Here is a 24,221-nt window from a genome sequence, read left to right on the forward strand (position 1 = left end):
ATCGACATGCTGCGCCGCATCCTCGAAGAGTTCGGCCTCTTCCTCATCCCCTTCGCGCTGTTCCTGGTCTACCTCGTGCTGGTGGGTCGCAACCCGTTGCGCCGGGTCCATTGGGATCCGCACCTCGTGCGACTGGTCCTCGCGGGCCTCGCGGTGGTGATCGGCACCCTCGTCTACGAAGGCCTGTTCTCGGAGCGCAGGGCCGGCGGCTACGTGCCTGCGCATATGGAGAACGGCCGCCTCGTGCCGGGCGGCTTCCGATGACCCGGGCGGTCGATCCAAGCGCGCTGTCGGAGCTGCTCGATCGCCCGGGCGTGCGCGTGGCCCTGTCGGTCCTCGACGTGCCCGGCGCGGAGACCCGCCTTGTCGGCGGCTGCGTGCGCGACGCGCTGCTCGGGACGCAATCGGCCGATATCGATCTGGCCACGACGCTGCTGCCGCAGGCGGTCATGGCCGCGGCCCGCAAGGTGCCCGATCTCAAGGTGGTGCCCACCGGGATCGAGCATGGCACCATCACCCTGGTCACCGAAGAGGGACCGATCGAAGTCACGACCCTGCGGGAGGATGTCGAGACCGACGGGCGCCGCGCGGTCGTGCGATTCGGGGGTGACTTCGCGCGGGATGCGGAGCGGCGGGACTTCACTGTGAACGCGCTGTCGCTGGGGACCGACGGGCGACTTCACGACACGGTAGGCGGCCTCGCCGACCTGGAGGCGCGGCGGGTGCGCTTCATCGGCGATCCCGCGACCCGCATCCGCGAGGATGCCCTGCGGATCCTGCGCTTCTTCCGCTTCCACGCGCGGTTCGGCGCCGGGCCGCCGGATTTCGCGGCACTCGCCGCCTGTGTGGCCGCCCGGGATGCCCTGGACAATCTGTCCCGCGAGCGTGTGCGCGCCGAATTCCTCAAGCTGCTGGCCGCTGCCGGAGGACCGCCGATGATCGCGATCCTCGGCGCGACCGGCCTGCTCCAGCGGATCACCGGGGGTGTCGCCGAACTCGGGCGGCTCGAGCGCGCCGAGGCCGCAGCGCTGCCGCCGGTAATGCGTCTCGGGGCGCTCTCGGTCGGCAGCCGGCACGACGCGGATCGGCTGCGCGGGCGGCTGCGCCTGTCGAAGCAGGAGCACGGCCTGCTGACCGACTATGCGGACGCGCTGGCGGATCTCCACGGTCGCGCGGTGATCGATGCCGGGGCGGCGCGGGCGCTCACCGCCGAGCATGGCCTGCAGCTCCTGACCGCGGCGCTGTCGATCCTGGATGGCGAGCCGCGACCGGCGGTAACGCATGACGCGCGACGGGCGCTTCAGGAGCTGAGAAGGGAGGGCGGTGCGCCGAGCTTTCCGCTCGCGGGGGCGGACCTGGTTGCGGCGGGCATGCCCCCCGGTCCGGCCATCGGCCGCGGCTTGGCTGCGGCGCGGAAGCTCTGGCTGGAACGCGGATGCCCGGCAGGACCAGCGTCACGGGCGGATCTGGTGGCTCGGGCACTGGCCGGCGCACGTGATCCCTGAGAAGACCTGCAGACGGCAGTCCCGCCTCGATCCTCGATGCCGCGGCATTCTCGCCGCCGAATCGGCGACGGACGCTCGGTTCAGAGCTTCAGGAGCGCCTTGGTCTCCTGGAGCTGGACGATCTGGCCGTTCAACTCCTCGCGCTTCTGCAGGTCCTCGGTGGCGTCGCGCTGCAGTTCGACGGCTTCGATGTCCTTGTCGAGGGATTCGTGCGTCAGTTCCTCGATCGGCGCGGCGCGCTCGGCGAGCACGGTCACGGCGGTCGGGCCGATATCGGCGAAGCCGCCGCGGACGTAGATGCGCTTGCCGTTGCCCTGGCTCTCGGTGACCACGATGACACCAACGCGCAGGGAGGTCAGCACGGGCGCATGGCCCGGCATCACGGTCATCTCGCCCTCGGTACCGGGCAGCTGAACGGCGGAGACTTCGCCGGAATACAGCGTCCGCTCGGGGCCGACGAAATCGAAGTGGAAGGTGGCCATCTCAGGACGATCCCGGAACCGCGACACATGCTCCTCCCCGTCGCGAGGAGAAGTTAGGAGTGGGGGTGGTGCAGAAGGAACCGCCGGGCCTCGCTCGGCACCACCCCGGCCCCTCCCCGCAAGGGGAGGGGCTTAACGGCGCGTCAGGCCGCCTTCAGCTTCTTGGCCTTCTCCTGGGCCTGCTCGATGGTGCCGACCATGTAGAAGGCCGCCTCGGGCAGGTCGTCGTAGTCGCCGTTCACCAAGCCCTTGAAGCCCTTGATCGTGTCCTCGAGCGGCACCTGCACGCCGGGCGAGCCGGTGAACACCTCGGCCACCGAGAACGGCTGGGAGAAGAAGCGCTCGATCTTGCGGGCGCGGGCGACCGTCAGCTTGTCCTCCTCGGACAGCTCGTCCATGCCCAAGATCGCGATGATATCCTGGAGCGCCTTGTAGCGCTGCAGGGTCTGCTGCACGCGGCGGGCGACATCGTAGTGCTCTTCGCCAAGAATGGCAGGCGACAGCATGCGCGAGGTCGAGTCCAACGGATCCACGGCCGGGTAGATGCCCTTCTCGGCGATCGAGCGGGACAGCACGGTCGTGGCGTCGAGGTGGGCGAACGAAGCAGCGGGCGCCGGGTCGGTCAGGTCGTCGGCGGGCACATAGATCGCCTGGACCGAGGTGATCGAGCCCTTGTTGGTGGTGGTGATGCGCTCCTGCAGCGCACCCATGTCGGTGGCGAGCGTCGGCTGATAGCCCACCGCCGACGGGATGCGGCCGAGAAGCGCCGACACCTCGGAGCCCGCCTGGGTGAAGCGGAAGATGTTGTCGACGAAGAACAGCACGTCCTGGCCCTCGTCGCGGAACTGCTCGGCGATGGTCAGGCCGGTGAGCGCAACGCGCGAGCGGGCACCCGGCGACTCGTTCATCTGACCGTAGACCAGCGCGCACTTGGAGCCCTCGGCCGAGCCGCCATGCTCCTTCGGATCCATGTTGACCTTCGACTCGATCATCTCATGGTAAAGGTCGTTGCCCTCGCGGGTCCGCTCGCCGACGCCGGCGAAGACCGAGTAGCCCGAGTGCACCTTGGCGATGTTGTTGATCAGCTCCATGATCAGCACGGTCTTGCCGACGCCGGCGCCGCCGAACAGGCCGATCTTGCCGCCCTTGGCGTAGGGGGCGAGCAGATCCACCACCTTGATGCCGGTGACCAGGATCTGCGCCTCGGTCGACTGGTCGGCGTAGGAGGGGGCCGGCTGGTGGATGGCGCGATAGGTGTCGCACACCACCGGTCCGGCCTCGTCGATCGGCTCGCCGATGACGTTCATGATGCGACCGAGGGTGTTCATGCCGACCGGCACCTTGATCGGCTCTCCGGTATCCGTGCACTCCTGGCCGCGGGTGAGACCCTCGGACGTGTCCATGGCGATGCAGCGGACGGTGCTCTCGCCGAGCTGCTGGGCGACCTCGAGGACGAGGCGGGCGCCGTTGTTCTTGGTCTCGAGGGCGTTCAGGATCTCCGGCAGGTGGCCGTCGAACTGCACGTCGACCACGGGGCCGATGACCTGGGTGATCTTGCCGACCTTGTTGGAGCCGGCGCCGGGGATTGCGGTGTTCGCCATCGTAAACCTACCCTTCAAGCTGTGCGTTCCGGTCGCGGAGCCTCAGAGGGCTTCCGCGCCCGAGATGATCTCAATGAGTTCCTTGGTGATCATGGCCTGACGCGTGCGGTTGTAGATCAGCGTCTGCTTCTTGATCATCTCGCCCGCGTTGCGGGTGGCCGAGTCCATGGCGCTCATGCGCGCGCCCTGTTCGGAGGCGGCATTCTCCAGCAGCGCCCGGTAAACCTGCACGGTGAGGTTCTTCGGCAGCAGCGTCTCGAGTATCGCCTCCTCGGAGGGCTCGAATTCCAGGGCGGCATTGCCCGCGGCAGCCTTCGCGGCCGCGTCGACCTCGGGAAGCTCCGCCGGGATCAGACGCTGGGCAGTCGGGATCTGGGAGATCACCGAGCGGAACTCGGAATAGAATAGGGTGGCGACGTCGAACTCGCCGGCCTCGAAGCGGGTCAGGATCTTCTCGGCGATCTCGGCCGCGAACTCGTAATCCACCGGGCGGTTGCCGCGGATGTCCATGCTCTCGACGATCTGGTCGCGGTACTGGCGCCGAAGCTGGTCGGCGCCCTTCTTGCCGACCGTCATGATCTTGACGGTCTTGCCCTCGGCGGTGAGCTTCTGAGCGTACTCACGCACAGCCAGACGGACGATCGAGGAGTTGAACGCGCCGCACAGGCCGCGATCACCGGTGCAGACGACCAGAAGGTGCGTCTGTTCGGAGCCCGTGCCCGAGAGGAGCCTCGGGGCGCCGACGCCCCCAACGAGGTTGCCGGCGAGGTTGCCGAGCACTGCGGCCATCTTCTCGGCATAGGGACGGCCGGCCTCGGCGGCCAGCTGCGCCCGGCGCAGCTTGGCGGCGGCGACCATCTGCATGGCCTTGGTGATCTTCTGCGTCGCCTTCACCGAGGTGATGCGGTTACGCAGATCCTTCAAACTCGCCATCGGGTGAGGTCCAGGTCCGTTCCTAGGGGCCTCTCCTCCCCATTGCAGGGAGGAGCTGGAGGTGGGGGTGGCTCAGAAGGCACCGGACCGGTCGATCCGGCAGGACCCCCACCCCTACCCCTCCCCGCAATGGGGGAGGGGACGATGCCTTAGCCGATCGATTTGGTCACGCTCTCGACCACGCTCTTCAGCTTGCCGGCGCTCTCGTCCGACAGGTCCTTCGAGGTGGCGATGGCGCTGAGCAGGTCCTGGTGCTTCGAGCGGAGTGTGCTCAGCAGTGTATCCTCGAAGGCGCGGACCTTGCTGACCGGTAGCTTGTCCAGGTAGCCGTTGACGCCGGCGTAGATCACCGCGACCTGCTCCTCCATCTTCAGCGGCGAGAATTGCGGCTGCTTCAGGAGCTCGGTCAGCCGCGAACCGCGGTTCAGCAGAGCCTGGGTGGAGGCGTCGAGATCGGAGCCGAACTGCGCGAACGCCGCCATTTCGCGGTACTGGGCGAGCTCGCCCTTAATCTTGCCAGCGACCTTCTTCATCGCCTTGGTCTGGGCCGAGGAGCCCACCCGCGACACCGAGAGGCCGACGTTCACCGCGGGTCGGATGCCCTGGTAGAACAGGTCGGTCTCAAGGAAGATCTGGCCGTCGGTGATCGAGATCACGTTGGTCGGGATGTAGGCCGAGACGTCGTTGGCCTGGGTCTCGATGACCGGAAGTGCGGTCAGGGAGCCGTTGCCGGCGGCGTCGCCCATCTTGGCGGCGCGCTCGAGAAGGCGGCTGTGGAGATAGAACACATCGCCCGGGTAGGCCTCGCGGCCCGGCGGGCGACGCAGCAGCAGCGACATCTGACGGTAAGCGACGGCCTGTTTGGACAGGTCATCATAGACGATCACGGCGTGCATGCCGTTGTCACGGAAATACTCACCCATGGCGCAACCGGCGAATGGCGCGATGAACTGCATCGGCGCGGCGTCCGAGGCGGTCGCGGCGATTACGATCGAGTATTCCATCGCGCCCTGGTCCTCGAGGACCTTCACGAACTGGGCAACGGTGGAGCGCTTCTGCCCGATGGCGACGTAGATGCAGTAGAGCTTGGCCTTCTCGTCGCCGCCTGCGGCGTGGCCGGGCTTCTGGTTCAGGATCGTGTCGAGGGCGATGGCGGTCTTGCCGGTCTGGCGATCGCCGATGATCAGCTCGCGCTGGCCGCGGCCCACCGGGATGAGGGCGTCGATCGCCTTGAGGCCCGTGGCCATCGGCTCATGCACCGACTTGCGCGGGATGATGCCCGGAGCCTTCACGTCGACGCGGCGGCGCTCGGTGGACACGATCGGGCCCTTGCCGTCGATCGGGTTGCCGAGGCCGTCGACCACGCGGCCGAGCAGACCCTTGCCCACCGGCACGTCCACGATGGCGCCGGTGCGCTTGACGGTCTGGCCTTCCTTGATCTCGCGGTCGGAGCCGAAGATCACGATGCCGACGTTGTCCTGCTCGAGGTTGAGCGCCATGCCGCGCACGCCCGACTCGAACTCGACCATCTCGCCGGCCTGGACGTTGTCGAGGCCGTAGGCGCGGGCGATGCCGTCACCGACGGACAGGACTTGACCGACCTCGGAGACCTCGGCCTCTTCGCCGAAGTTTTTGATCTGGTCCTTCAGGATCGCGGAGATCTCGGCGGCGCGGATGTCCATACTCGGGCCTCTGTCGCTAATTCGTCAGTGCAATTCGGATCGGATCGGGCGCGCTTACCGCGCGGCCTGCATCGCGAGGCGGATACCGTTGAGCTTGGTCTTCAGGGAGGCGTCGATCATGCGCGAGCCCATCTTCACGACGAGTCCGCCGATCAGGCTCGGGTCCACCACGAGGTGGAGATCGACATCGGCCTTGGCGATGTCGCGCAGCGACGCCTTGATCTCCTCGATCAGCGCGTCGGACGGCCGCTCGGCCACTCGCACCTCGGCGCGCACGATGCCCTTCGAATCCTGAACCAGCGCCCGGAAGGCGGTGATCATGTCGGGCAGGGCGAACAGGCGCCGATTGGAGGCCGCGAGACGGATGAAGTTGGCGGCGAGCCCGCCGATCCCCGCCTTGCCGAGCACGGCGACGATGGCGCCCTCCTGCTCCCCCGCGGTGAAGACGGGGCTGCGGACGAGGCGGCGCAGGTCCGCGCTCTCCTTCAGCAGGGAGTCGAATTGATTGAGGCCCTCAGCGACCGCGTCGACCTGGCGCTCGTCGCGCGCGAGTTCGAACAGGGCGGAAGCGTACCGGCCCGCCACGCCTGCTACCAGGGGACCAGCCTCGGAACCGTTCTGCGCCACCCGTCGCTCTCTTCTCTGGTTGCCCGCCCGATCCGCGCGCTCCGGCCGGGAACGCGGTGCGGATACCGTTCGGGACGTGGGATCGCGCCACCAGCGGGAAGGGTCGAGAACCGCCCCTTGTGGCGCGGCGACCGCCTAGCATGCCAGCATGGCCGCACGCAACACGGACACGGGCTGCTCTGCGCGATACGGCGGCGGAAGTGTGACGCGCAGCCGCTTAGCAGGCAAGCCGATCGCACCGGCGCGTGCTGGCGATCATCTTCGCCATGGCACGGGCCCCCGGATGGCCGAGGATGCCGCTGTTACCCAGAACGTAGGAGGGCGTGGCGTAGAGCCCGAGGTCGGCCGCCATCCGCATCTGGCTCTTGAGCGCCGCGCGGACCTCCTCGCTGTCGGCGATCTCCTCGACCTCCGCCTGCGGGATACCGAGCGCGGCCGCTTGCGTGAGGGCGCTTGGCCCGTCGATGCGGCCGGGCTTGCTCAGGAGAGTCCGATAGAACCCCCAGGCGGCTCCAGACCCGATCTTGCGCTGCACCGCCAGCATCACCTTGGCGGCCTGCGCTGATTGCGGAGACAGGATCGGGTTGTGGACGAGGCCGATGCGCAGCGCCGGATCGGATTCGTTCAGCGCCACGACGTCGGCGGCGGCCTTGCGGCAGAACGGGCAGTTGAAGTCGAAGAACTCGTACAGCGTGGTCTCGGCCTCCCGCGAACCCGCGTAGGTGACGCCGTGCAGGGCCGGGATCTGGCCGGTGATCTCGCCCGGCAGGATCGAGTTCGCGACCGCCCGGCCGTCATCCCCGGTCACCGCGACGCGCTGGCCGTAGGACTGCGCGGCGGCGCGGCCGAGCCCCATGCTCAAGGACGCGCCCGCCGCTGCGGCGAGGAGGTGACGACGAGAAAAGGGCATGGGATCGTCCGGAACATCAGGAAGCGCCCGCTTCGGCCGGACCGGAGCGGAGCCTTGCCAGAACCACGGGGACGAGTCGCTTTGATGGCGCAAGCCCGTGAACGCCGCCCTACCGGATCCCGGACGGCCGGTCACCCACCGCCCAGGCCAGCGCCTGCTCGAGGCGGTCGTTGCCCCAGAACAGCTCGCCGTCGTCGGCCAGGAAGGTCGGTGCGCCGTAGATACCGCGCGAGCGCGCCTCCTCGACGCTGACCCGCAATCGGGTCTTGTTCGCCTCGCCGGCGGCGGCGCGCACGGTCTGAGTGCCGTCGAGGCCGAGCGAATCGAGGATCTCGACCACGGCGGCCGGCTCGGCGATGGAGCGTCCCTCGGCGAAGCTCGCCGTAAAGACCGCCTTCGAGAAAGGCACGAGCCACTTTTGGTCGTGGCCGTAGACGGCCACGCGCACCGCGCTGAGACTGTTCTGCGGGAATTGCGCCGGGCGGGTAAGCGGCGGCAGGCCGAGGCGGCCGGCCTCACGCTCGACATCGCGCCACATGTTCTTGCCCTTGGCCGGGTAGAGGTTGAACGGTGAGGTGGTCCAGCCCTGGGAGGCGAAGAGCGGTCCGAGCAGGAACGGGCGCCAGCGCACCGCGACACCCGCCGCCTCGGCCGCGGCCTCGACTCTCATCGCCGCGAGATAGGAATACGAGGAGGCGAATTCGTACCAGAACTCCAGAGTCGGCTGGCGCGCCATGGACTTCGCTTCTCCGATGATCTCATGCGGCCGGGATCAGGCAATGCCCGCGCCGCGCGGTGCCTCACACGGCCGCAAGGCCACCGTGAGGCGAAACGCGGTCGATCGTCCGGCAACAACGCTACGCGCAAGGCGGCACGCCGGTTGCAGGCCGATGACACCCGCGATAAGCCGCCGACACCCCGCCCCAGTTCCGGAAGCAGCATGTCCGATCCCGCGAAGAGCACCGTGAAGAAGGTCGTGCTGGCCTATTCTGGGGGCCTCGACACATCGATCATCCTGAAGTGGCTGCAGACCACCTACGGCTGCGAGGTCGTCACCTTCACGGCCGATCTCGGCCAGGGCGAGGAGCTGGAGCCGGCCCGCCGCAAGGCGGAGCTGCTCGGCATCAAGCCCGAGAACATCTTCATCGAGGACCTGCGCGAGGAATTCGTCCGGGACTACGTCTTCCCGATGTTTCGCGCCAACGCCGTCTACGAGGGCGTGTACCTGCTCGGCACCTCGATCGCGCGGCCGCTGATCGCCAAGAAGCAGATCGAGATCGCCGAAAGGGTCGGGGCCGACGCGGTCTGCCACGGCGCCACCGGCAAGGGCAACGACCAGGTCCGGTTCGAGCTCGGCTACTACGCGCTGAAGCCGGACGTTACCGTGATCGCCCCCTGGCGCGAGTGGGACCTGCGCTCCCGCGAGCAGCTGATCGCCTTCGCGGAGCAGCATCAGATCCCGATCGCCAAGGACAAGCGCGGCGAGAGCCCCTTCTCGGTGGACGCCAACCTCCTGCACGCCTCCTCGGAGGGCAAGGTGCTTGAGGATCCGGCGGTCGAGGTGCCCGATTACGTCTTCTCTCGGACGATCTCGCCCGAGCAGGCGCCGGATACGCCGACCATCATCACCATCGGGTTCGAGAAGGGGGACGCGGTCTCGATCGACGGCGAAAAACTCTCGCCCGCGAGCCTGCTGGCCAAGCTCAACCAGCTCGGCCACGACAACGGCATCGGCCGGCTCGACCTCGTGGAGAACCGCTTCGTCGGCATGAAGAGCCGCGGCATGTACGAGACGCCGGGCGGCACGATCTTGCTGCCGGCCCACCGGGCGATCGAGTCGATCACGCTGGACCGCGGCGCGGCTCACCTCAAGGACCAGCTCATGCCGCAATATGCGGAGCTGATCTATAATGGGTTCTGGTTCTCGCCCGAGCGCGAGATGATCCAGGCGCTGATCGACAAAAGCCAGGAGAAGGTCTCCGGAACGGTGCGGCTGAAGCTCTACAAGGGCGGCGTCCACGTGATCGGCCGCGAGAGCCCGCACTCCCTTTACGATCAGGACCTCGTGACCTTCGAGGAGGGCGCCGTCGCCTACGATCACCGCGACGCCGCGGGCTTCATCAAGCTCAACGCGCTCCGGCTGCGCACCCTGGCGCAGCGCAAGAAGCGCGAGGGCTGAACCGTCACGAGCCTGCCTGTCTCAGGCGGGCTCCCAGACCGAAGACGCGTCTGCCCGACGATACGCGCCGGGCCCGAGATCGGCGTACCGCAGGAAAATTTGGAAGGCCGGCTGCATCTCTCGGTGGAGGCGGACAAGCCGATCGTCCGGGGATCCGTCTCCACGTGCAGCCTGCTCGGACGGCCCGCCGAGATGGCGGCCCATGGCCACGGTGTAGAGCTCCGTCCCGCCATAAGGCCGGTCCGGGTCGATGCGCGGGACCCCGTGAGCCTCATCCCAGCCGAGGTTGAGCCACGGGATCAGTGCCAGATGCTCGTCCGTCACCGCGAAGGTGATGTGCTCCGGCGTCTCGCCCGTCGCAGTGTCGCGGAAGACGTCGGTGATCGCAGCGCAGTCCAGCTTGGCGAGCGGGTTGTGGTACTGGTAGCGGCCGGGCTTGAGACGGGCGTTCTGCGAGAACACCGCGAGCCCGTCCTCAAGCGCCCGGTGCTCCTCCTCGGCGCCGTCGTCGTCGCCCGTGACGTTGGCGATGTCGCCGTCCCGGTCGCGGCTGCCGTAGGGCGCCTCCGGGTGGATCATCGGCGCCCCCGGCTCGGCCCCGTGCCAGGCGACCACCATCCGGCGGATCAGGGCGATGCGCTCGAGGGTGAGGTGGTAGACGGCGTCGCTCATCGCAGGTCATTTCCTGGGTGTCACGGATCAGGCGCTTCTCTTACAGAGCCGATTCGGCGCCTGCTACCGCCGCAGGCAGCCCGTGAGACCCTCGATCTGGCCCATCATCGCCTGGATCCGGGCGGCCCGGCGGCGAACCCCGGGCGAGGGTCGGCCGGCGCTGCGGGCGATCGGGTTCGGCAACACGGCCGCGAGGAGGGCGGCCTCGCCCCTCGTCAGCCGGCTCGCGTCCTTGCCGAACCAGTGGCGGCTCGCAGCTTGCGCGCCATAGACGCCGTCGCCCCACTCCGCGACGTTGAGGTAGATCTCCATCATCCGCCGCTTGCCCCACAGGGCGTCCAGCGCCAGCGCCAGCGGAATTTCGAGGGCCTTGCGGATGTAGGAGCGGCCCGGCCAGAGAAAGACGTTCTTCACCGTCTGCATCGCGATGGTCGAGGCGCCGCGGCTCGGCGAGTCCTCATCCTCGACGACCTCGCGGATCGCCCCGAAATCAACGCCGTAATCCAGGCAGAAGCGCTGGTCTTCCGAAGCGATCACAGCCTGGGGCAGGACGGGCGCGATGGCCGTGAGCGGCACGGAATCGCGGCGCACGGGCTGGAGCGTCAACCATCGGCCCAGCATCAGGGTCGACGGCGGCGTCACTGCGCTATAGACGAGCGCCAGCGCGAGCGTGAAGACGAATCCGACGGCGGGGAGCAGCAGGAGCACGCCCACGACCCGGCGCGTACGGCGGGAGCGCGCACGCGGTAGATCGCGCGCCGCCGCGGTTCGCCCGGGTCCGGTCTCGTTGGACTTGATTTCGTCTCCGCGCAAAACGACGCCCGATTGATTTCGCAAGGCCAGGACCGGACGCAACGCCCGATGACCCCGACCCCCTCAACGCAGGCTCCGACCGGTTCGGTCAAGGCAGGCACGCACGCCGCCGATTTTTCCCACAGGCTGGCTCAGGTCGCCGGAACGGTCGAGACCTTTTTGGTCGAACGCCTCGGGCCGGAGGTCGGTCCCGGCGAGATCGCCCGGCCGCCGCGCCTGATGGAAGCGATGCGCCACGCGGTGCTCGGCGGCGGCAAGCGCCTGCGCCCGTTTCTCGCCATCGAGACCGCCCGGATGCTCGGCGGGTCCGAAGCGGCGGCGCTGGCGGCCGGCGCCGGTGTCGAACTCGTGCACTGCTACAGCCTGGTGCACGATGATCTTCCGGCCATGGACGACGACGACATGCGCCGCGGCAAGCCGACGGTGCACAAGGCCTACGACGAGGCCACGGCAATCCTGGTGGGCGATGCCCTGCAGACGCTCGCCTTCGAGATCGTCGCCGACCCGACCTGGCAGCCGGACGCGCGGATCCGCGCCGATCTCGTGCTCGGTCTAGCCCGCGCCTCCGGCCTCGGCGGCATGGTCGGCGGCCAGCTCCTCGACCTGACCGCCGAAGGGCGGTTCGGCGCGGGCAACATGGATGTGGACGACACCCTGCGGATGCAGGCGATGAAGACCGGCGCGATCCTGGCCTTCTCGGTGGAGGCCGGCGCCCTGGTCGGCGGTGCCGACGAGGGCCAGCGGGCGGCGCTGTTGCGCTACGGGCTGGCCCTGGGTCAAGCGTTCCAGATCGCCGACGACATCCTCGATCGGGAAGCCTCGCCGGAGGCGATGGGCAAGGCCACCGGCAAGGACAAGGATGCCGGCAAGGCCACGCTGGTGGACCGCCTCGGCCTCGATGGCGCCCGGGCTGAATGCGACCGCCTCGTCGGCGTCTGCGAGGACGCGGTGGCGCATTGGGGTGAGGGCGCGCGCACGCTTCGGGACGCCGCCCGCTTCACCGTCGCGCGCAAGACCTGAGGGATAAGGGCGCGGCTTGTTCCGCGCTTGCGTCCCGGCCGGGAGCGGCCCCGATCCGGACAATTGAGCGGATCGGCTTGACCGGGCGGTAGGGGCGCATGCCCGATGTATTGGGCATGTCCTCCTACGTGTCCACTCCCCAGTTCCTGGCCGCCGGCTCGGGGCTCGGCGGCCTCGGCTACATGATGACCCATCCCGAGCCCTCCGTAAGGGGCGTCGCGATCGGTCTGTGTTGCTTAGTCCTGTGCGCCGGCTTCGCGGCGATGCCGACGTCGCAGAAGCGCGCGCGGCCGGCACCGGTCCGGAGTCCGCCGCCGCGCCCGGAGGCGCAGGAGGCGCGGCACTTGGCGGGCCCGCAGCCACATCGGCTGCTCATGATGGAAATCCCGCAGCCAGCCTCGAAGCTCCCCGAAGTGCCGACCCATCGGCAGCGCATCAACGATCGGCAGCGCCCGCGGGAATCTTAAAGCACGGTGTTCCTCGGCGCCGCGGAGGCAGACCGGCGGTGGTTTCCCGTCAAGCCCGGTTCTTCTTGTTGTAGACGTCGAGGCAGACCGCGGCGAGGAGCATGACCAGCAGGAAGTTGACGATAAGTAATTTCGGGAGACCGCGATACGAACTCGTCTGATACGCGAAGGCCAGGATCACGATCGAGGACACGCCGTTGCGGACGTTGAAAGCCGGCAGGCCCTCGGCTTGGTCGCCATGGCTGGCCTTTACAGCGCGGCGGTGCCAGTCCATCGCCAGTAGTGCGACGGACATGACGATGCCGATGAGCACGGACGTCCAGGGTCCGGCGACATTGATCAGGAAGGCCTTGGCGAGAAGCTGGAACACCTCCGGGAACGGGCCGATCGAGGCACCCTGCAGCAGGGCCAGCGTCAGGCCGCGGAAGACCAGCATCCCGGCCAGCGTGACGATGAAGCTCGGGATGCCGAGATAGGCGACGAACGCTCCTTGCAGACCGCCGATCGCGGCACCGACCGCAAGGCAAATGACGGTCGCCGTCGGGGAATCGAAACCGTGGCGGACCTCAAGAACGGCAGGCGGGCCGGCCGCACCGGGCCGGGACGGAGGACGAGCGTCAGCCGCGCCCGATGAACGGCATCTTGGTCGCCATGACGGTCATGAACTGGACGTTGGCTTCCAGCGGCAGGTTCGCCATCGCGAGCACCGCTTGGCCGACATGGGCCGTGTCCATCACCGCTTCGGGACGTATCGAGCCGTCGGCCTGGGGAACACCTGCCTTCATCTTGCCGCCCATCGGAGTGTCGGCATTGCCGATATCGATCTGGCCGCAAGCGATGTCGTAGGCGCGCCCGTCCAACGAGGTCGCTTTGGTCAGGCCCGTCACGGCGTGCTTGGTGGCCGTGTAGGCGATCGAGTTCGGCCGGGGCGCGTGCGCCGAGATCGAGCCGTTGTTGATGATCCGGCCGCCGCGGGGATCCTGATCGCGCATGATCCGGAACGCGTGCTGGGTGCACAGGAAGAGCGCGGTGAGATTGGTGTCGACGACCTGCCGCCACGTCTCCAGCGGCAGCTCTTCGAGGGGTACCGGCGGTGCGCCGATCCCGGCATTGTTGAACAGCAGGTCGAGGCGGCCGAAGCGGGCCCGGGTCTGTCCGAACAGGTTGGCGATCGAATCCGGGTCGGTGACGTCGGTGGGCACCACGAGGGCGCGATCCGCGTCGATCTGTGCAGCCACCTCCTCGAGCGGCGCCTGCCGCCGCCCCGAGAGCACGACGCTCCAACCGGCTCCGGCGAGCGCCAAGGCTGCCTCTCTGCCGACACCCGTACCTGCTCCGGTCACGATCGCGATCCGACCCAACACCGACATCGCTTCCTCCCTCATCACGGCGTTGTCCTGCCTGTAACGGACGGCTGCGGCGCCGCGAAGGGCGGTCCGTTTCAGATGCGACCTCGCCGTCGCCATCCGTCCGGGCGCGACGGGCTATGGTTGAGCGCCATGCGAGTCGGGAGCGGGGCGATGCGAGGGGATCGGACGTCACGCGCGACCGCGAGCGCGGTGGTGAAGCGGTGAGCACGCCCGAGATTCCGTTCCTGACCGGCCTCGACCCCGCGGCGGCCGTGGCGGTGCGGGACCGCATGGTCTCGATGGCGGTGCCGGGTGGCCGGACTCTGTTCGAGCAGGGCGAGGCGGGTGACGCTCTCTACACCCTCGTGTCCGGAGCGGTCGGCATCTCGGCCCGCGACCATAACGGGACCGTCAGCCGGATCGCTCGCCTGCGGCCGCCCGAGATCTTCGGGGAGATGGCGCTCCTTTCCGACGCACCGCGGGCGGCGAGCGTCGTGGCGCTGCGCGATTCCCACCTCCTGTGCCTGACCCGCGCGGCCTTCGAGGCCGTGATCGCCGAGCATCCGCACACGCTCCTCTACTTCGCCCGCATGCTCGCCGACCGCCTGCGCACACTCTACGAAGGCCATTCGGTGCATCACGCCCCACGTACCTTCGTGGTCCTGGCGGTCACGGATGGCCCTGATCCCGAGCCGTTCGCGAGGCATCTCGCCGCCGCCTTCGACGCGATCCTGCCGGGTGAGACCGGCTGCCTCACGGACTGGCCGGAGGGCGCGGACGAGGGGTGGTTCCATGCCTTCGAAGCCCGGCACGCGCGGACGATCTTCATGGCACGCGAGGTCGATTGTCCCTGGTGCCGGCTGAGCCAGCGGCACGGCGACCACGTGCTGCTGCTGGCCGAGCCCGGCTCTCCGCCGCGTCCGGGCGCATCCGCCTATCTCCAGCGGGTCCGCTCAGACTGGATCCGCATGGACCTCGTGGTTCGCCAGGACCCGGAGGCGCAACGGCCGAAGGCGCTGCATCCCGAAGTCGCGGCGCTCCCCGCCGCGATGCGCATTCAGGTCCGCCCCAGTCGGCAGGACGATCTGCTCCGGCTTGCACGGCTCGCCAGCGGCGCGGCCCGGGGCCTCGTGCTCGGCGGGGGCGGGGCCCGGGGTCTCGCCCATCTCGGGGTTCTGAAGGCGTTGGACGAGGCCGGCTGCGCTCCGGACTTCGTCGGCGGCACCAGCATGGGTGCGATCGTCGCGGCGAGCCTTGCCATGGGCTGGGACGTCGGCGAGATCCGGAAGCAGACCGAGGCCACCTTCGCGGGCCGCAACCCGATCAACGACTACACGCTGCCCATCCACGCCCTGACCCGAGGCGCCAAGGTCGATGCCAGCCTCGCCGAGCGCTACGGCGGGATGCGCATCGAGGATCTGTGGCTGCCGTTCTTCTGCGTCTCGTCGAACCTCACCACCGGGCGGGCGATGATCCACCGCTCGGGCGACCTGCCCAAGGCCCTGAGGGCCAGCATAGCCATTCCCGGGCTCCTGCCCCCGGTCCTCAGCGACGAAGGCGTGCTGGTCGACGGCGGCATGATGAACAACCTGCCCGCCGACGTGGCGGCCGAATTGGAGCGCGGCCCGGTCCTCGCAGTCGATGTCGGCAGCGATCGTGCCTTTGAGGACATGCCCCGGCGCGGCTGGCGCGGCCGCCTGGTTCGGAGGCTCATCGGCTCTCCGCTCGCGATGCCGAGCCTCGCGCCGCTTCTGCTGCGCGCCGCTACCGTGTCGAGCGATGCGCAGACCATGATCGCGGCGGCCCATGCCACCGCCTTGCTCAAGCCGCCGCTCGCCGGCATCGATTTGCGGGCGTGGTCGAGTTTCCGGGAATCCGCCGAGCTCGGCTACCGCGACACCTGCGCCAACATCGCCGCCGGAAACCTGGCCCGCTGGCTCGACCCGATGCGCTGAGCGGCCGGCGTGCGGCAGCGCACCGAGACGACGGATGGTCTGTAACCCAATGCCTTGGGCCGCGATCTACCAGGAACGAAGACTCTGGAGCCCAAGGCCATGACGAACCTTCTCGCGAGGGCGTACGAGACCGCCGCCGACACCGATCTCGCCCGGAGCCTACGGGGCAGCGATGGAACGCCCTATGTCGCCTCGGCTGGCGCCCTGCTGCATGGTGCGGCCTTCGTCCTGCTCTGTCTCTGGACGCGGACGTCGCCGGACGATCTTCGGGACCAGCTTTCCGCCGAAGCGGGGGCATGCTCTGCCCTCGGCTTCTGACCGGGCCGGTGCACCGTCGCGATCCACGATGGCGACGGGTGCCGAGGGCGTGACGGAGTGCTGAGCCTCATGGATGTGGCGGGTGTGAGTTTTCGCCGGGTCGATCTGCCGGATGTGAGCCTGCACGTGGGCGAGGCCGGTCCGGATGCGGGTCCGCCCACCATCCTGCTGCACGGTTTTCCGGAATTCTGGTACGGCTGGCGACACCAGATCGGGCCGCTCGCCGAGGCGGGCCTGCGGCTCGTGATACCGGATCAGCGCGGCTACGGTCTCAGCGACAGGCCGCGCGGCGTATCCGCCTATCATCTGGACCGGCTCGCCGGAGACGTGCTCGCCCTGGCCGACGCCTGCGGCTTCGCCAGGGTGCGGCTGGTGGGCCACGACTGGGGCGGCCTCGTTGCATGGTGGATCGCCAGCCACCATCCCGAGCGCGTCGCGCGGCTCGCGATCCTCAACGCGCCGCACCCAGGCGTCGTCGGATCGTATATGCGCCGGCATCCGGGACAATGGCTGCGCAGTTCCTATGTCGGCCTGTTCCAGCTCCCGGTACTGCCCGAGCGGCTGCTGACCGCGGATCGGTGCCGGGCACTGCGCCGGGCGCTGGCCGGCACGAGCCGACCGGGTGCCTTCTCGGCGTCCGACCTCGACCGCTACGTCGAGGCGTGGCTGAGGCCCGGCGCGATGACGGCCATGCTGAACTGGTATCGTGCCCTCGCGCAGCTTCCGCGGACAGCGCCGCCGCGTGTCCGGGTGCCTACGCGGATCCTGTGGGGCAGGAAGGACACCGCCCTTCAGGCTGGCCTCGCGGAGGCGAGCCTCGAACTCTGCGATGCCGGGCAGATCTGGTGGCACGACCGGGCGACCCACTGGCTCGCCCATGAGGAGCCGGCGGCGGTAAACGCCGAATTGCGGCGGTTCCTATCGTGAGTGAATGTCCTGCGCCCGCTCGAGGCCGACAGTTCGTCAGACGGATCGCGGCCGAGAACTGCGGATGTTCCATCAGGGCGGCACGTACGTGGCCCCAGAACCATTGGTCGGAGCGGTCCGGCACCCACCCGGATCGCACGGCGGGAGCTGAAGGCGAAAGGCGATTTTGCAATTCTTTCGAGAGCGTAGGGCGGCCAATCGGAAGGCGGCACGGCAGATAAGTGCATATCAGAAAAAGCGACTGGATTGCCGCTCGGCTGCGATACGGTCGGGTACTGCAGCAGGCTGTTTCACGATCGCGGCCACGAACGACGTCGGGGCTTAATCCGGCTGGACGGCAATTTTGTATTGGATATTTACAGATTTTCTTTGGGAACCTCTCGATCGACTGCCCATTATGTTGGGTATTGTGGATTTCGATCGGAGAATCTCGGCGATGTCTTTTCGTTCAATGCTGACCGCGGGCTTGCTTTTCGGCGGTCTCCTCGCCGGAACGGCGGCTGTCGAGGCAGCGCCCGCGATGCCGCAGCCCGGCCTCGCCGGGCACGGCCTGGTGGACACCGTCGCGATGCATCACCATCATCGGATGCACCGCCACCACTCCACGCGCCACGAACGTCGGATGCGGCGCCTGAATACGATGCGTCACGGCAACCCGAACTCCCGCAATCCAGCGATGCGCGGCTACCAGCAGCGGCTCGGCAACACCACGGGCGGCCCGCGCTACTGAGCCGATTGGCCTGAGCCCAGGCGAGACCCGGCGCCGGGAGCGCCGGGTCCTTTTTTTACGTCTCATCCACCGGTGGTGAAGGCTTCTCCCCAGATGCGTCGCGGGGTGCGGCCTGATTCGTCGGCCCCACTCTGCTATGAGGCGGCATGGGTCGAACTGCCGTCCGAACAGCTGCCGAGATGCCGCCCGCCGCAGGCCTGGATCCGGCTGGTGCCACGCCGATGATGGCGCAGTACATCGAGATCAAGGCGGCCAATCCCGACTGCCTCCTGTTCTACAGGATGGGCGACTTCTACGAACTCTTCTTCGGCGATGCGGAGATCGCCGCGCGCGCGCTCGGCATCGTCCTGACCAAGCGCGGCCGCCACGGCGGCGCAGAGATCCCGATGTGCGGCGTCCCGGTCGACCGGGCCGACGACTATCTCAGCCGCCTGATCGCGCTCGGACACCGGGTCGCCGTCTGCGAGCAGACCGAGGACGCCGCCGAAGCCAAGCGGCGAGGGCCGAAATCGGTGGTGCGGCGGGAGGTCGTGCGCCTCGTCACGCCCGGCACGATCACCGAGGATCGCCTGCTCGATCCCGCCAGCGCCAACCTCCTGCTGGCGATCGGGCGCCGGAAAACCGGGGAGGGGGCCACCGCGTACGGGCTGGCGGCGATCGATATCTCCACCGGCCGCTTCTCCCTGAGTGAGGTGTCAGGCGGCGACCTCGCCGGCGCGATCGCCCGCCACGATCCACGCGAGATCGTCCTGTCCGAGGCGATCCATTCCGATCCGGCCCTCGCGCGCATCTGGCGGGAGAGCCGGGCCGCCGTCGTCCCGCTTGCGCAGGCGGAGTTGGAACCTGCCGCGGCCGAGCGGCGCGTGCGCGAGCAATACGGTGTCTCGACGCTCGAAGGCTTCGGAAGTTTCACCCGGGCGGAGATCCAGGCGGCCGGGACCGGCCTCCTTTACATCGCCCGAACGCAGATCGCCGCGCGCGCGCCACTCTCGGTTCCCACTCGCGAAGAGGCCGGGGCGACGCTCGCCATCGACGCCGCGACACGGTCTAACCTGGAATTGACCCGCACCCTCTCTGGAGAGCGTGCGGGCAGCCTCCTGGCGACCATCGACAGGACCGCGACGGCCAATGGCGCCCGGCTGCTGGCCGAGCGGCTGGCCGGCCCGCTCACCGACCTGGCCCGGATCAATCGCCGCCAAGAGACGGTCGCGCTCTTGGTGGAAGACCACGCCCTGCGCAGCACCATTCGCGAGGTGCTGGTCCGCGCCCCCGACCTGGCCCGGGCTCTGTCGCGAGTCGGTCTCGGCCGCAGCGGACCGCGCGACCTTGCGGCGATCCGGGACGGTCTCACGGCGGCCGCAGGCCTCGCGGCGGTCGTGACGCAAGCCAATGCGTCGACGGCCGAACTCGCGCAGATCGCCCGGACCTGCGGGGCGGCCGATCCGGCCCTCCCGGAAACACTGCGCGCCGCGCTCGCCGACGATCTGCCGCTCTCGCGCCGCGACGGCAATTTCGTGCGCGCCGGATTCGCGGCGCAGATCGATGAGGCGCGCCTCCTCGGACAGGATTCACGCAAGGTGGTGGCGTCTCTCCAGGCCCGATACGCCGAGGAGACCGGCTGCCGGACGCTCCGGATCAAGCACAACAACCAGCTCGGCTATTTTATCGAGGTGCCGCAATCGGTCGGCGAGGCCTGCCTCAAGGGGCTCCAGCGCGAGTTCGTTCACCGCCAGACCATGGTCGACGCGATGCGCTTCACCAGCGTCGAACTCGGCGACCTCGAACAGAAGATCGCCGGCGCGGCAGATCGGGCCGAGGCGCTGGAGGCCGCGGTCTTCGACGATCTCGTCGGCCGGATCCTGGCCCAGGCCGAGCCGATCGCCAAGGTGGCCGAAGCCCTGGCGGCCCTCGATGTCGCCGCAAGCCACGCGGAACTCGCAGTCGAGCTCGACTGGCGCCGACCCGAGGTCGACGAGTCCCTGGCCTTCGCCATCGAGGGCGGCCGCCATCCGGTGGTCGAGGCGGCCCTGCGCCGGGCGGGCGAGCCGTTCATCGCCAACGATTGCGATCTCTCAGGCGAGACCCGAGGCCGGATCCGGCTGATCACCGGCCCGAACATGGGCGGCAAGTCGACCTTTCTGCGCCAGAACGCGCTGATCGCGGTGCTCGCGCAGATGGGCGCCTTCGTGCCGGCGACCTCCGCCAGGATCGGCCGGGTCGACCGCCTGTTCTCGCGGGTCGGTGCGGCCGATGATCTGGCGCGCGGGCAGTCGACCTTCATGGTCGAGATGGTCGAGACCGCCGCGATCCTCAATCAGGCGACCCGCCGCTCGCTCGTGATCCTCGATGAGATCGGACGCGGCACCGCGACCTTCGACGGCCTATCAATCGCCTGGGCCTGCCTGGAGCATCTGCACGAGGTGAATGCCTGCCGGGCGCTGTTCGCCACGCATTTCCACGAACTGACGGCACTCGGCGACCGTCTGGCGCGGCTCGACAACGCGACCCTGAAGGTCGCCGAGCACCGCGATGGCGTCGTGTTCCTGCACGAGGTGGTGCCGGGCGTCGCAGAACGCAGCTACGGCCTGCAGGTCGCCCGCCTGGCCGGCCTGCCGGGCAGCGTCGTCGCCCGCGCCGGCGCGATCCTCAAGAGCCTGGAAAAGGCCGAGCGCGGTCGGCCCTCCCGTGCCAAGATCGACGATCTGCCGTTGTTCGCCGCGCTCGCCCCACCACCGCCGCCGGAACCGCCGGCGGAGGATCCGCTCGGCGCAATGCTCGACGCCATCGATCCGGACGCCTTGACCCCCCGGGAAGCGTTGGACGCGCTCTACAGGCTGAAGCGCGAGCGCGCGGAAAAGCGCTGACCGGGGTCGCCGCCGCTCAGTAGGCGGGCGCGAGGCAGAATCCGTCGGGCGTGCCGTGCTCTGTTGCGCGGCCGGCCCGATGGTCGGCGACGAAGTCAAGAGTGCTGGCGACCACGCGTTCGGAATAGGGCTTGGCGATGACCCCGATCGCGCCGGCGAAATCGTCCGGAATGCGTTTCGCATTCGCGGTCATGAACACCACGGTCGTTCGCGGATCCGCCGACAGGACCCGGGCGACCTCAATCCCGGTCGGGCCATCGACCAGGTGGATGTCGACGAATGCGACGTCGGGAGCGGTCGAGCGGCCCATCGCGATCGCCTCGGCCGCGGTCGCGGCGACGCCGACCGTGACGTGACCGAGATCGTCCAGCAGACACTCGAGTTCGAGCGCGATCAGCGCCTCGTCCTCGACGACGAGGATGCGAAGCGCGGCGTCCGTGACGGCGTTCCCGAACCCCATGCGATCTCCCTTTTGGTTTCACGACCGCTGAGCTTGTATCGAGATTGAAACGTCTGAGCCGAATTCTCAAGCTGGCGACAGCAGCGGAATATCGATCTCGACATGCGTGCCGGGCCCGGCATCCGCCCACACGATCGTGCCGCGCAGCTGCCGGACGACCATCTCGACCAGATTGCGACCGAAGCCCGCCGGGTTCGGCGGGACCGCGGCGAGGCCAACGCCGTCGTCACGGATCGTCAGGCGCATGCCCCCCTCAGCGCGGCGGGCGACGATCGAGATCCGCCCCTCCCGCTCGTCCGGGAACGCGTGGCGCAGAGCATTTGCGGTCAGTTCGTGGATCAGCAGTGCGAGGGGGGCCGCCATGGCGGCGGCCACCGCTATCGGCTCGACCTCGGCCTCGATCCGCCGGCGTTCGTGATCGAGACCGGCATTCACGTCGGCCAGAAACTCGGCTGCGAAGTCGCCGAGGTTGAAATGGGTGCAGTCACCCTCGGAGTAGAGCATCCGATGCGCGGTGGAGAGCGCGCCGATCCGCTCGGCCATGCTCTGGAGGGCGTCCCGGGCCTCGCCTTCCGGCGTGCGCCGGGCTTTGAGGAGCATCAGCGAGGAGATCACCTGAAGATTGTTCTTCACCCGGTGATCGACCTCGTGGAGCAGCGCAGTCTTTTGCTCCAGCGCCGCGCTCAAGTCGTGGGTCCGGGCCGCGACCAGTCGCTCCAGCTCATCGTTGGTGCCGCGCATGCTGACTTCGCGCTGATGCGTATGCGTCATGTCCGCCTGCGCGGCGTAGAAATAGGCGATGCCCGCCTCGTCGCGGACGGGTGTAACGGTCATCGCGCTCCAGTAGGGTGTGCCGTCCTTGCGGTAATTGAGCAGTTCCGCCGAGACCGGCTCGCCTGCCTCGATGGCCGCGCGGATCCGGCGGATCTCCGCCGGATCCGTGCCCGAGCCCTGGAGCATGCGGCAGTTGCGCCCGACGACCTCGTGGGCATCGTAGCCGGTCAAATCCAGGAACGCGTCGTTGACCCAGGAGATCGGGTTGTCGGGCGCGCGCGCATCGGTGATCACCATCGGCGACGGGCTGCGTGCGAAGGCATCCGCCAGTGTCGCGACCGGCGGACTCGGCTCGGATCGGGAATTCAACGCATCATCCCATAATCGACCGGCACGACTCCCCGGCGCTGCGGACCGTTCCGCGCCCCGCGAATGCGGTACGTGGACCCCGCGTTAAGCAAGCATCGACCATGTTTATGGTGCAAGGCCCTCCGATCCGGCCGATATCCGACCGGCTCAAGACGGCCACGATTTCGCGGGATCAAGGCCATAGAGGCTCAGGAGTTCCATGCCATGGGCAACCAGCCACAGGCTTCGCGCCGCTTTCGCCTCCGCGACATCATCGAGGATCGGCGCATCGGGCTGATGCTGGCGCTCGGATTCTCCTCGGGCCTGCCGCTTCTGCTGGTCCTCGGGACCTTTACGCTCCGCCTCGCTTTCTCCGACATCGATGTGCGCACGATCGGTCTGTTCAGCTACGTCGCGCTGCCATACTCACTGAAATTCCTCTGGGCGCCGGCGATCGACCGACTCAACGTGCCGGTCTTGAGCGCGCGCCTCGGCCGGCGCCGGGCCTGGATGGTTACGACGCAGGCCGCCGTCGCCCTGTGCCTGATCCTCATGGCCTTCTCGGACCCGAAGACGAACCTCGCGCTCCTCGGCCTCGGCGCGTTCCTGGTGGCGTTCTGCGCGGCGAGCCAGGACGTGGTCGTCGACGGCTGGCGCATCGATGCGGCCGGCAGCGACTTCCAGGGCATCCTGGCTGCGACATCGAACCTCGGCTACCGCCTCGGATTGATCGCGGCCGGCGCGGGTGCGCTGTTCATCGCGGCGTCCGGCGGCTGGACGCTCGCCTACCTGATCATGGCCGCGCTGATGCTGATCGGGATGATCGCCGCGCTGCTGGCACCGGCTTTCGATGCGCCGCCGCGTGTACAGGCGGACTCGGCCGGCCATTCGCGGTTCTGGTCGGTGCGCCGGGCGGTTCTGGAGCCGCTCACCGAGTTGCACGGGCGCTTCGGCGGCGCGCTCTGGGGTATCCTGCTGCTCGTGGCGCTCTACCGCCTGCCGGACTTCCTCTCTGGGGTGATGGCGAGCCCCCTCTACCGGACGCTGGGCTTCGACCTGAAGGAGATCGCCACCGTCACCAAGCTCTACGGCATCTGGGTCGGCATCGCGGGAGGCTTCGCGGGTGGCTGGGCGCTCGCCCGGATGGGCCTGTTCCCGACCCTGCTGCTCGGCGCCTTTCTGGCCGCCGCCTCGCACCTCGCCTTCGCGTGGCTCTCGGCCGGCGCCCCCGAGATCTGGCGCCTGACGATCGCGATCTCGGTCGAGAACTTCTGCGGCTCCTTCGCGGGAATCGTACTGATCGCGTATATGTCGAGCCTCACCAGCACGGCCTATGCGGCGACGCAGTACGCGCTGTTCTCCTCGCTCTACGCGCTGCCGGGCAAGCTGATCGCGGGCTCCTCGGGCTTCGTGGTCGCGGCGATCGGCTATCCGGCCTTCTTCGTGATGACGTCGCTCGTCGGGATACCGGTCCTCGCCCTCTGCCTCGCCGTCGGGCGGCGCGGTGAGCGGCCGGCCTCGGGCGAGGCGGAGACGGACGAGGCGGGGAACCGCACCACGGGCGCCGAGCTTCCTTCCACGGTGCGGGCCTCCGGGACCGCGTGA

General features: G+C 68.7%; 24 protein-coding genes. 11 read left to right on the forward strand and 13 right to left on the reverse strand.

Annotation, left to right across the window (positions count from 1 at the left end; all coding sequences use genetic code 11):
• Nucleotides 1-6 precede the first annotated feature (6 nt).
• Together Q8W67_RS03725 and Q8W67_RS03730 are read left to right on the forward strand one after the other, a co-directional pair.
• On the forward strand, nt 7-264 hold the full coding sequence (locus Q8W67_RS03725; RefSeq protein WP_305540913.1) for a DUF6111 family protein: 258 nt from the start codon (nt 7-9) through the stop codon (nt 262-264).
• Complete coding sequence (locus Q8W67_RS03730; protein WP_305540916.1) at nt 261-1,505, forward strand: CCA tRNA nucleotidyltransferase; 1,245 nt, start codon at nt 261-263, stop codon at nt 1,503-1,505. Before Q8W67_RS03725 ends, Q8W67_RS03730 begins: the two co-directional genes overlap by 4 nt.
• Before the next feature lie 80 nt (nt 1,506-1,585).
• Here the strand turns inward: Q8W67_RS03730 and Q8W67_RS03735 are convergent, their stop codons facing one another.
• The 7 genes from Q8W67_RS03735 to Q8W67_RS03765 all read right to left on the reverse strand — a co-directional run bounded on the left by Q8W67_RS03735 (nt 1,586) and on the right by Q8W67_RS03765 (nt 8,476).
• Nucleotides 1,586-1,987 (reverse strand): F0F1 ATP synthase subunit epsilon, encoded by a 402-nt coding sequence (locus tag Q8W67_RS03735; protein ID WP_305540919.1) that lies wholly within the window; start codon nt 1,985-1,987, stop codon nt 1,586-1,588.
• A 143-nt stretch (nt 1,988-2,130) separates the two neighbouring features.
• Nucleotides 2,131-3,588 carry a F0F1 ATP synthase subunit beta gene (gene atpD / locus Q8W67_RS03740; protein ID WP_305540922.1) on the reverse strand — a complete coding sequence of 486 codons (1,458 nt, stop codon included), beginning with the start codon at nt 3,586-3,588 and terminating at the stop codon, nt 2,131-2,133.
• A gap of 42 nt (nt 3,589-3,630) precedes the next feature.
• Nucleotides 3,631-4,521: a F0F1 ATP synthase subunit gamma gene (locus tag Q8W67_RS03745; RefSeq protein ID WP_305540925.1), complete on the reverse strand. Its 891-nt coding sequence runs from the start codon at nt 4,519-4,521 to the stop codon at nt 3,631-3,633.
• A 149-nt stretch (nt 4,522-4,670) separates the two neighbouring features.
• The gene (gene atpA, locus Q8W67_RS03750; protein ID WP_305540927.1) at nt 4,671-6,203 is read right to left on the reverse strand and encodes a F0F1 ATP synthase subunit alpha; all 1,533 of its coding nucleotides are present in this window, start codon (nt 6,201-6,203) and stop codon (nt 4,671-4,673) included.
• A 54-nt stretch (nt 6,204-6,257) separates the two neighbouring features.
• Nucleotides 6,258-6,830: a F0F1 ATP synthase subunit delta gene (locus tag Q8W67_RS03755; protein ID WP_305540930.1), complete on the reverse strand. Its 573-nt coding sequence runs from the start codon at nt 6,828-6,830 to the stop codon at nt 6,258-6,260.
• A 217-nt stretch (nt 6,831-7,047) separates the two neighbouring features.
• Complete coding sequence (locus Q8W67_RS03760) at nt 7,048-7,740, reverse strand: DsbA family protein (RefSeq protein ID WP_305540932.1); 693 nt, start codon at nt 7,738-7,740, stop codon at nt 7,048-7,050.
• Between the two features lie 109 nt (nt 7,741-7,849).
• A complete protein-coding gene (locus Q8W67_RS03765) occupies nt 7,850-8,476 on the reverse strand; it encodes a 2-hydroxychromene-2-carboxylate isomerase (RefSeq protein ID WP_305540935.1) in 627 nt (208 codons plus the stop codon).
• A 204-nt stretch (nt 8,477-8,680) separates the two neighbouring features.
• Between Q8W67_RS03765 and Q8W67_RS03770 the strand changes: the two genes are divergently transcribed.
• Nucleotides 8,681-9,919: an argininosuccinate synthase gene (locus Q8W67_RS03770; protein WP_305540938.1), complete on the forward strand. Its 1,239-nt coding sequence runs from the start codon at nt 8,681-8,683 to the stop codon at nt 9,917-9,919.
• Nucleotides 9,920-9,940: 21 nt separating this feature from the next.
• Here Q8W67_RS03770 and Q8W67_RS03775 read toward each other — a convergent pair whose 3' ends face one another.
• Both Q8W67_RS03775 and mtgA read right to left on the reverse strand, forming a co-directional pair.
• Complete coding sequence (locus tag Q8W67_RS03775; protein ID WP_305540941.1) at nt 9,941-10,591, reverse strand: hypothetical protein; 651 nt, start codon at nt 10,589-10,591, stop codon at nt 9,941-9,943.
• Between the two features lie 63 nt (nt 10,592-10,654).
• The gene (gene mtgA / locus Q8W67_RS03780) at nt 10,655-11,305 is read right to left on the reverse strand and encodes a monofunctional biosynthetic peptidoglycan transglycosylase (RefSeq protein ID WP_305540944.1); all 651 of its coding nucleotides are present in this window, start codon (nt 11,303-11,305) and stop codon (nt 10,655-10,657) included.
• A 147-nt stretch (nt 11,306-11,452) separates the two neighbouring features.
• Between mtgA and Q8W67_RS03785 the strand changes: the two genes are divergently transcribed.
• Entirely contained in the window at nt 11,453-12,424 is a 972-nt protein-coding gene (locus tag Q8W67_RS03785) for a polyprenyl synthetase family protein (RefSeq protein ID WP_305540947.1), read from the forward strand.
• Nucleotides 12,425-12,540: 116 nt separating this feature from the next.
• On the forward strand, nt 12,541-12,891 hold the full coding sequence (locus tag Q8W67_RS03790; RefSeq protein ID WP_305540950.1) for an energy transducer TonB: 351 nt from the start codon (nt 12,541-12,543) through the stop codon (nt 12,889-12,891).
• A gap of 49 nt (nt 12,892-12,940) precedes the next feature.
• Here Q8W67_RS03790 and Q8W67_RS03795 read toward each other — a convergent pair whose 3' ends face one another.
• Together Q8W67_RS03795 and Q8W67_RS03800 are read right to left on the reverse strand one after the other, a co-directional pair.
• Complete coding sequence (locus Q8W67_RS03795) at nt 12,941-13,327, reverse strand: hypothetical protein (RefSeq protein WP_305540953.1); 387 nt, start codon at nt 13,325-13,327, stop codon at nt 12,941-12,943.
• Nucleotides 13,328-13,508: 181 nt separating this feature from the next.
• The gene (locus Q8W67_RS03800) at nt 13,509-14,261 is read right to left on the reverse strand and encodes an SDR family oxidoreductase (protein WP_305540954.1); all 753 of its coding nucleotides are present in this window, start codon (nt 14,259-14,261) and stop codon (nt 13,509-13,511) included.
• 200 nt (nt 14,262-14,461) lie between these two features.
• Here Q8W67_RS03800 and Q8W67_RS03805 point away from each other — a divergent pair, with 200 nt between their 5' ends.
• The 5 genes from Q8W67_RS03805 (at nt 14,462) to mutS (ending at nt 21,034) form a co-directional block, all read left to right on the forward strand.
• The gene (locus Q8W67_RS03805; protein WP_305540957.1) at nt 14,462-16,195 is read left to right on the forward strand and encodes a patatin-like phospholipase family protein; all 1,734 of its coding nucleotides are present in this window, start codon (nt 14,462-14,464) and stop codon (nt 16,193-16,195) included.
• Between the two features lie 99 nt (nt 16,196-16,294).
• Complete coding sequence (locus Q8W67_RS03810; protein WP_305540959.1) at nt 16,295-16,513, forward strand: hypothetical protein; 219 nt, start codon at nt 16,295-16,297, stop codon at nt 16,511-16,513.
• Nucleotides 16,514-16,582: 69 nt separating this feature from the next.
• Nucleotides 16,583-17,440, forward strand: a complete 858-nt coding sequence (locus Q8W67_RS03815; RefSeq protein ID WP_305541272.1) for an alpha/beta fold hydrolase — start codon at nt 16,583-16,585, stop codon at nt 17,438-17,440.
• A 436-nt stretch (nt 17,441-17,876) separates the two neighbouring features.
• On the forward strand, nt 17,877-18,170 hold the full coding sequence (locus Q8W67_RS03820) for a hypothetical protein (RefSeq protein WP_305540962.1): 294 nt from the start codon (nt 17,877-17,879) through the stop codon (nt 18,168-18,170).
• Nucleotides 18,171-18,316: 146 nt separating this feature from the next.
• Entirely contained in the window at nt 18,317-21,034 is a 2,718-nt protein-coding gene (mutS, locus tag Q8W67_RS03825) for a DNA mismatch repair protein MutS (protein ID WP_370693806.1), read from the forward strand.
• A gap of 16 nt (nt 21,035-21,050) precedes the next feature.
• Here mutS and Q8W67_RS03830 read toward each other — a convergent pair whose 3' ends face one another.
• Together Q8W67_RS03830 and Q8W67_RS03835 are read right to left on the reverse strand one after the other, a co-directional pair.
• Nucleotides 21,051-21,494 (reverse strand): response regulator, encoded by a 444-nt coding sequence (locus Q8W67_RS03830; RefSeq protein ID WP_305540968.1) that lies wholly within the window; start codon nt 21,492-21,494, stop codon nt 21,051-21,053.
• Between the two features lie 66 nt (nt 21,495-21,560).
• Nucleotides 21,561-22,637: a PAS domain-containing protein gene (locus Q8W67_RS03835; protein ID WP_305540971.1), complete on the reverse strand. Its 1,077-nt coding sequence runs from the start codon at nt 22,635-22,637 to the stop codon at nt 21,561-21,563.
• Nucleotides 22,638-22,841: 204 nt separating this feature from the next.
• On the opposite strand from Q8W67_RS03835, the gene Q8W67_RS03840 reads away from it, so the two are divergent.
• Entirely contained in the window at nt 22,842-24,221 is a 1,380-nt protein-coding gene (locus Q8W67_RS03840; protein WP_305540973.1) for an AmpG family muropeptide MFS transporter, read from the forward strand.

The organism is Methylobacterium sp. NEAU K (assembly GCF_030700285.1).
Taxonomy (GTDB): Bacteria; Pseudomonadota; Alphaproteobacteria; order Rhizobiales; family Beijerinckiaceae; genus Methylobacterium.

Bases quoted from the DNA above. Each gene is read 5' to 3' on its own strand.
- Q8W67_RS03725 (WP_305540913.1), top strand. From the start codon at position 7: ATGCTGCGCCGCATCCTCGAAGAGTTCGGCCTCTTCCTCATCCCCTTC.
- Q8W67_RS03730 (WP_305540916.1), top strand. From the start codon at position 261: ATGACCCGGGCGGTCGATCCAAGCGCGCTGTCGGAGCTGCTCGATCGC.
- Q8W67_RS03735 (WP_305540919.1), bottom strand. From the start codon at position 1,987: ATGGCCACCTTCCACTTCGATTTCGTCGGCCCCGAGCGGACGCTGTAT.
- atpD (WP_305540922.1), bottom strand. From the start codon at position 3,588: ATGGCGAACACCGCAATCCCCGGCGCCGGCTCCAACAAGGTCGGCAAG.
- Q8W67_RS03745 (WP_305540925.1), bottom strand. From the start codon at position 4,521: ATGGCGAGTTTGAAGGATCTGCGTAACCGCATCACCTCGGTGAAGGCG.
- atpA (WP_305540927.1), bottom strand. From the start codon at position 6,203: ATGGACATCCGCGCCGCCGAGATCTCCGCGATCCTGAAGGACCAGATC.
- Q8W67_RS03760 (WP_305540932.1), bottom strand. From the start codon at position 7,740: ATGCCCTTTTCTCGTCGTCACCTCCTCGCCGCAGCGGCGGGCGCGTCC.
- Q8W67_RS03765 (WP_305540935.1), bottom strand. From the start codon at position 8,476: ATGGCGCGCCAGCCGACTCTGGAGTTCTGGTACGAATTCGCCTCCTCG.
- Q8W67_RS03770 (WP_305540938.1), top strand. From the start codon at position 8,681: ATGTCCGATCCCGCGAAGAGCACCGTGAAGAAGGTCGTGCTGGCCTAT.
- Q8W67_RS03775 (WP_305540941.1), bottom strand. From the start codon at position 10,591: ATGAGCGACGCCGTCTACCACCTCACCCTCGAGCGCATCGCCCTGATC.
- Q8W67_RS03785 (WP_305540947.1), top strand. From the start codon at position 11,453: ATGACCCCGACCCCCTCAACGCAGGCTCCGACCGGTTCGGTCAAGGCA.
- Q8W67_RS03790 (WP_305540950.1), top strand. From the start codon at position 12,541: ATGTCCTCCTACGTGTCCACTCCCCAGTTCCTGGCCGCCGGCTCGGGG.
- Q8W67_RS03795 (WP_305540953.1), bottom strand. From the start codon at position 13,327: ATGCTGGTCTTCCGCGGCCTGACGCTGGCCCTGCTGCAGGGTGCCTCG.
- Q8W67_RS03800 (WP_305540954.1), bottom strand. From the start codon at position 14,261: ATGTCGGTGTTGGGTCGGATCGCGATCGTGACCGGAGCAGGTACGGGT.
- Q8W67_RS03810 (WP_305540959.1), top strand. From the start codon at position 16,295: ATGACGAACCTTCTCGCGAGGGCGTACGAGACCGCCGCCGACACCGAT.
- Q8W67_RS03815 (WP_305541272.1), top strand. From the start codon at position 16,583: ATGGATGTGGCGGGTGTGAGTTTTCGCCGGGTCGATCTGCCGGATGTG.
- Q8W67_RS03820 (WP_305540962.1), top strand. From the start codon at position 17,877: ATGTCTTTTCGTTCAATGCTGACCGCGGGCTTGCTTTTCGGCGGTCTC.
- mutS (WP_370693806.1), top strand. From the start codon at position 18,317: ATGGGTCGAACTGCCGTCCGAACAGCTGCCGAGATGCCGCCCGCCGCA.
- Q8W67_RS03830 (WP_305540968.1), bottom strand. From the start codon at position 21,494: ATGGGGTTCGGGAACGCCGTCACGGACGCCGCGCTTCGCATCCTCGTC.
- Q8W67_RS03840 (WP_305540973.1), top strand. From the start codon at position 22,842: ATGGGCAACCAGCCACAGGCTTCGCGCCGCTTTCGCCTCCGCGACATC.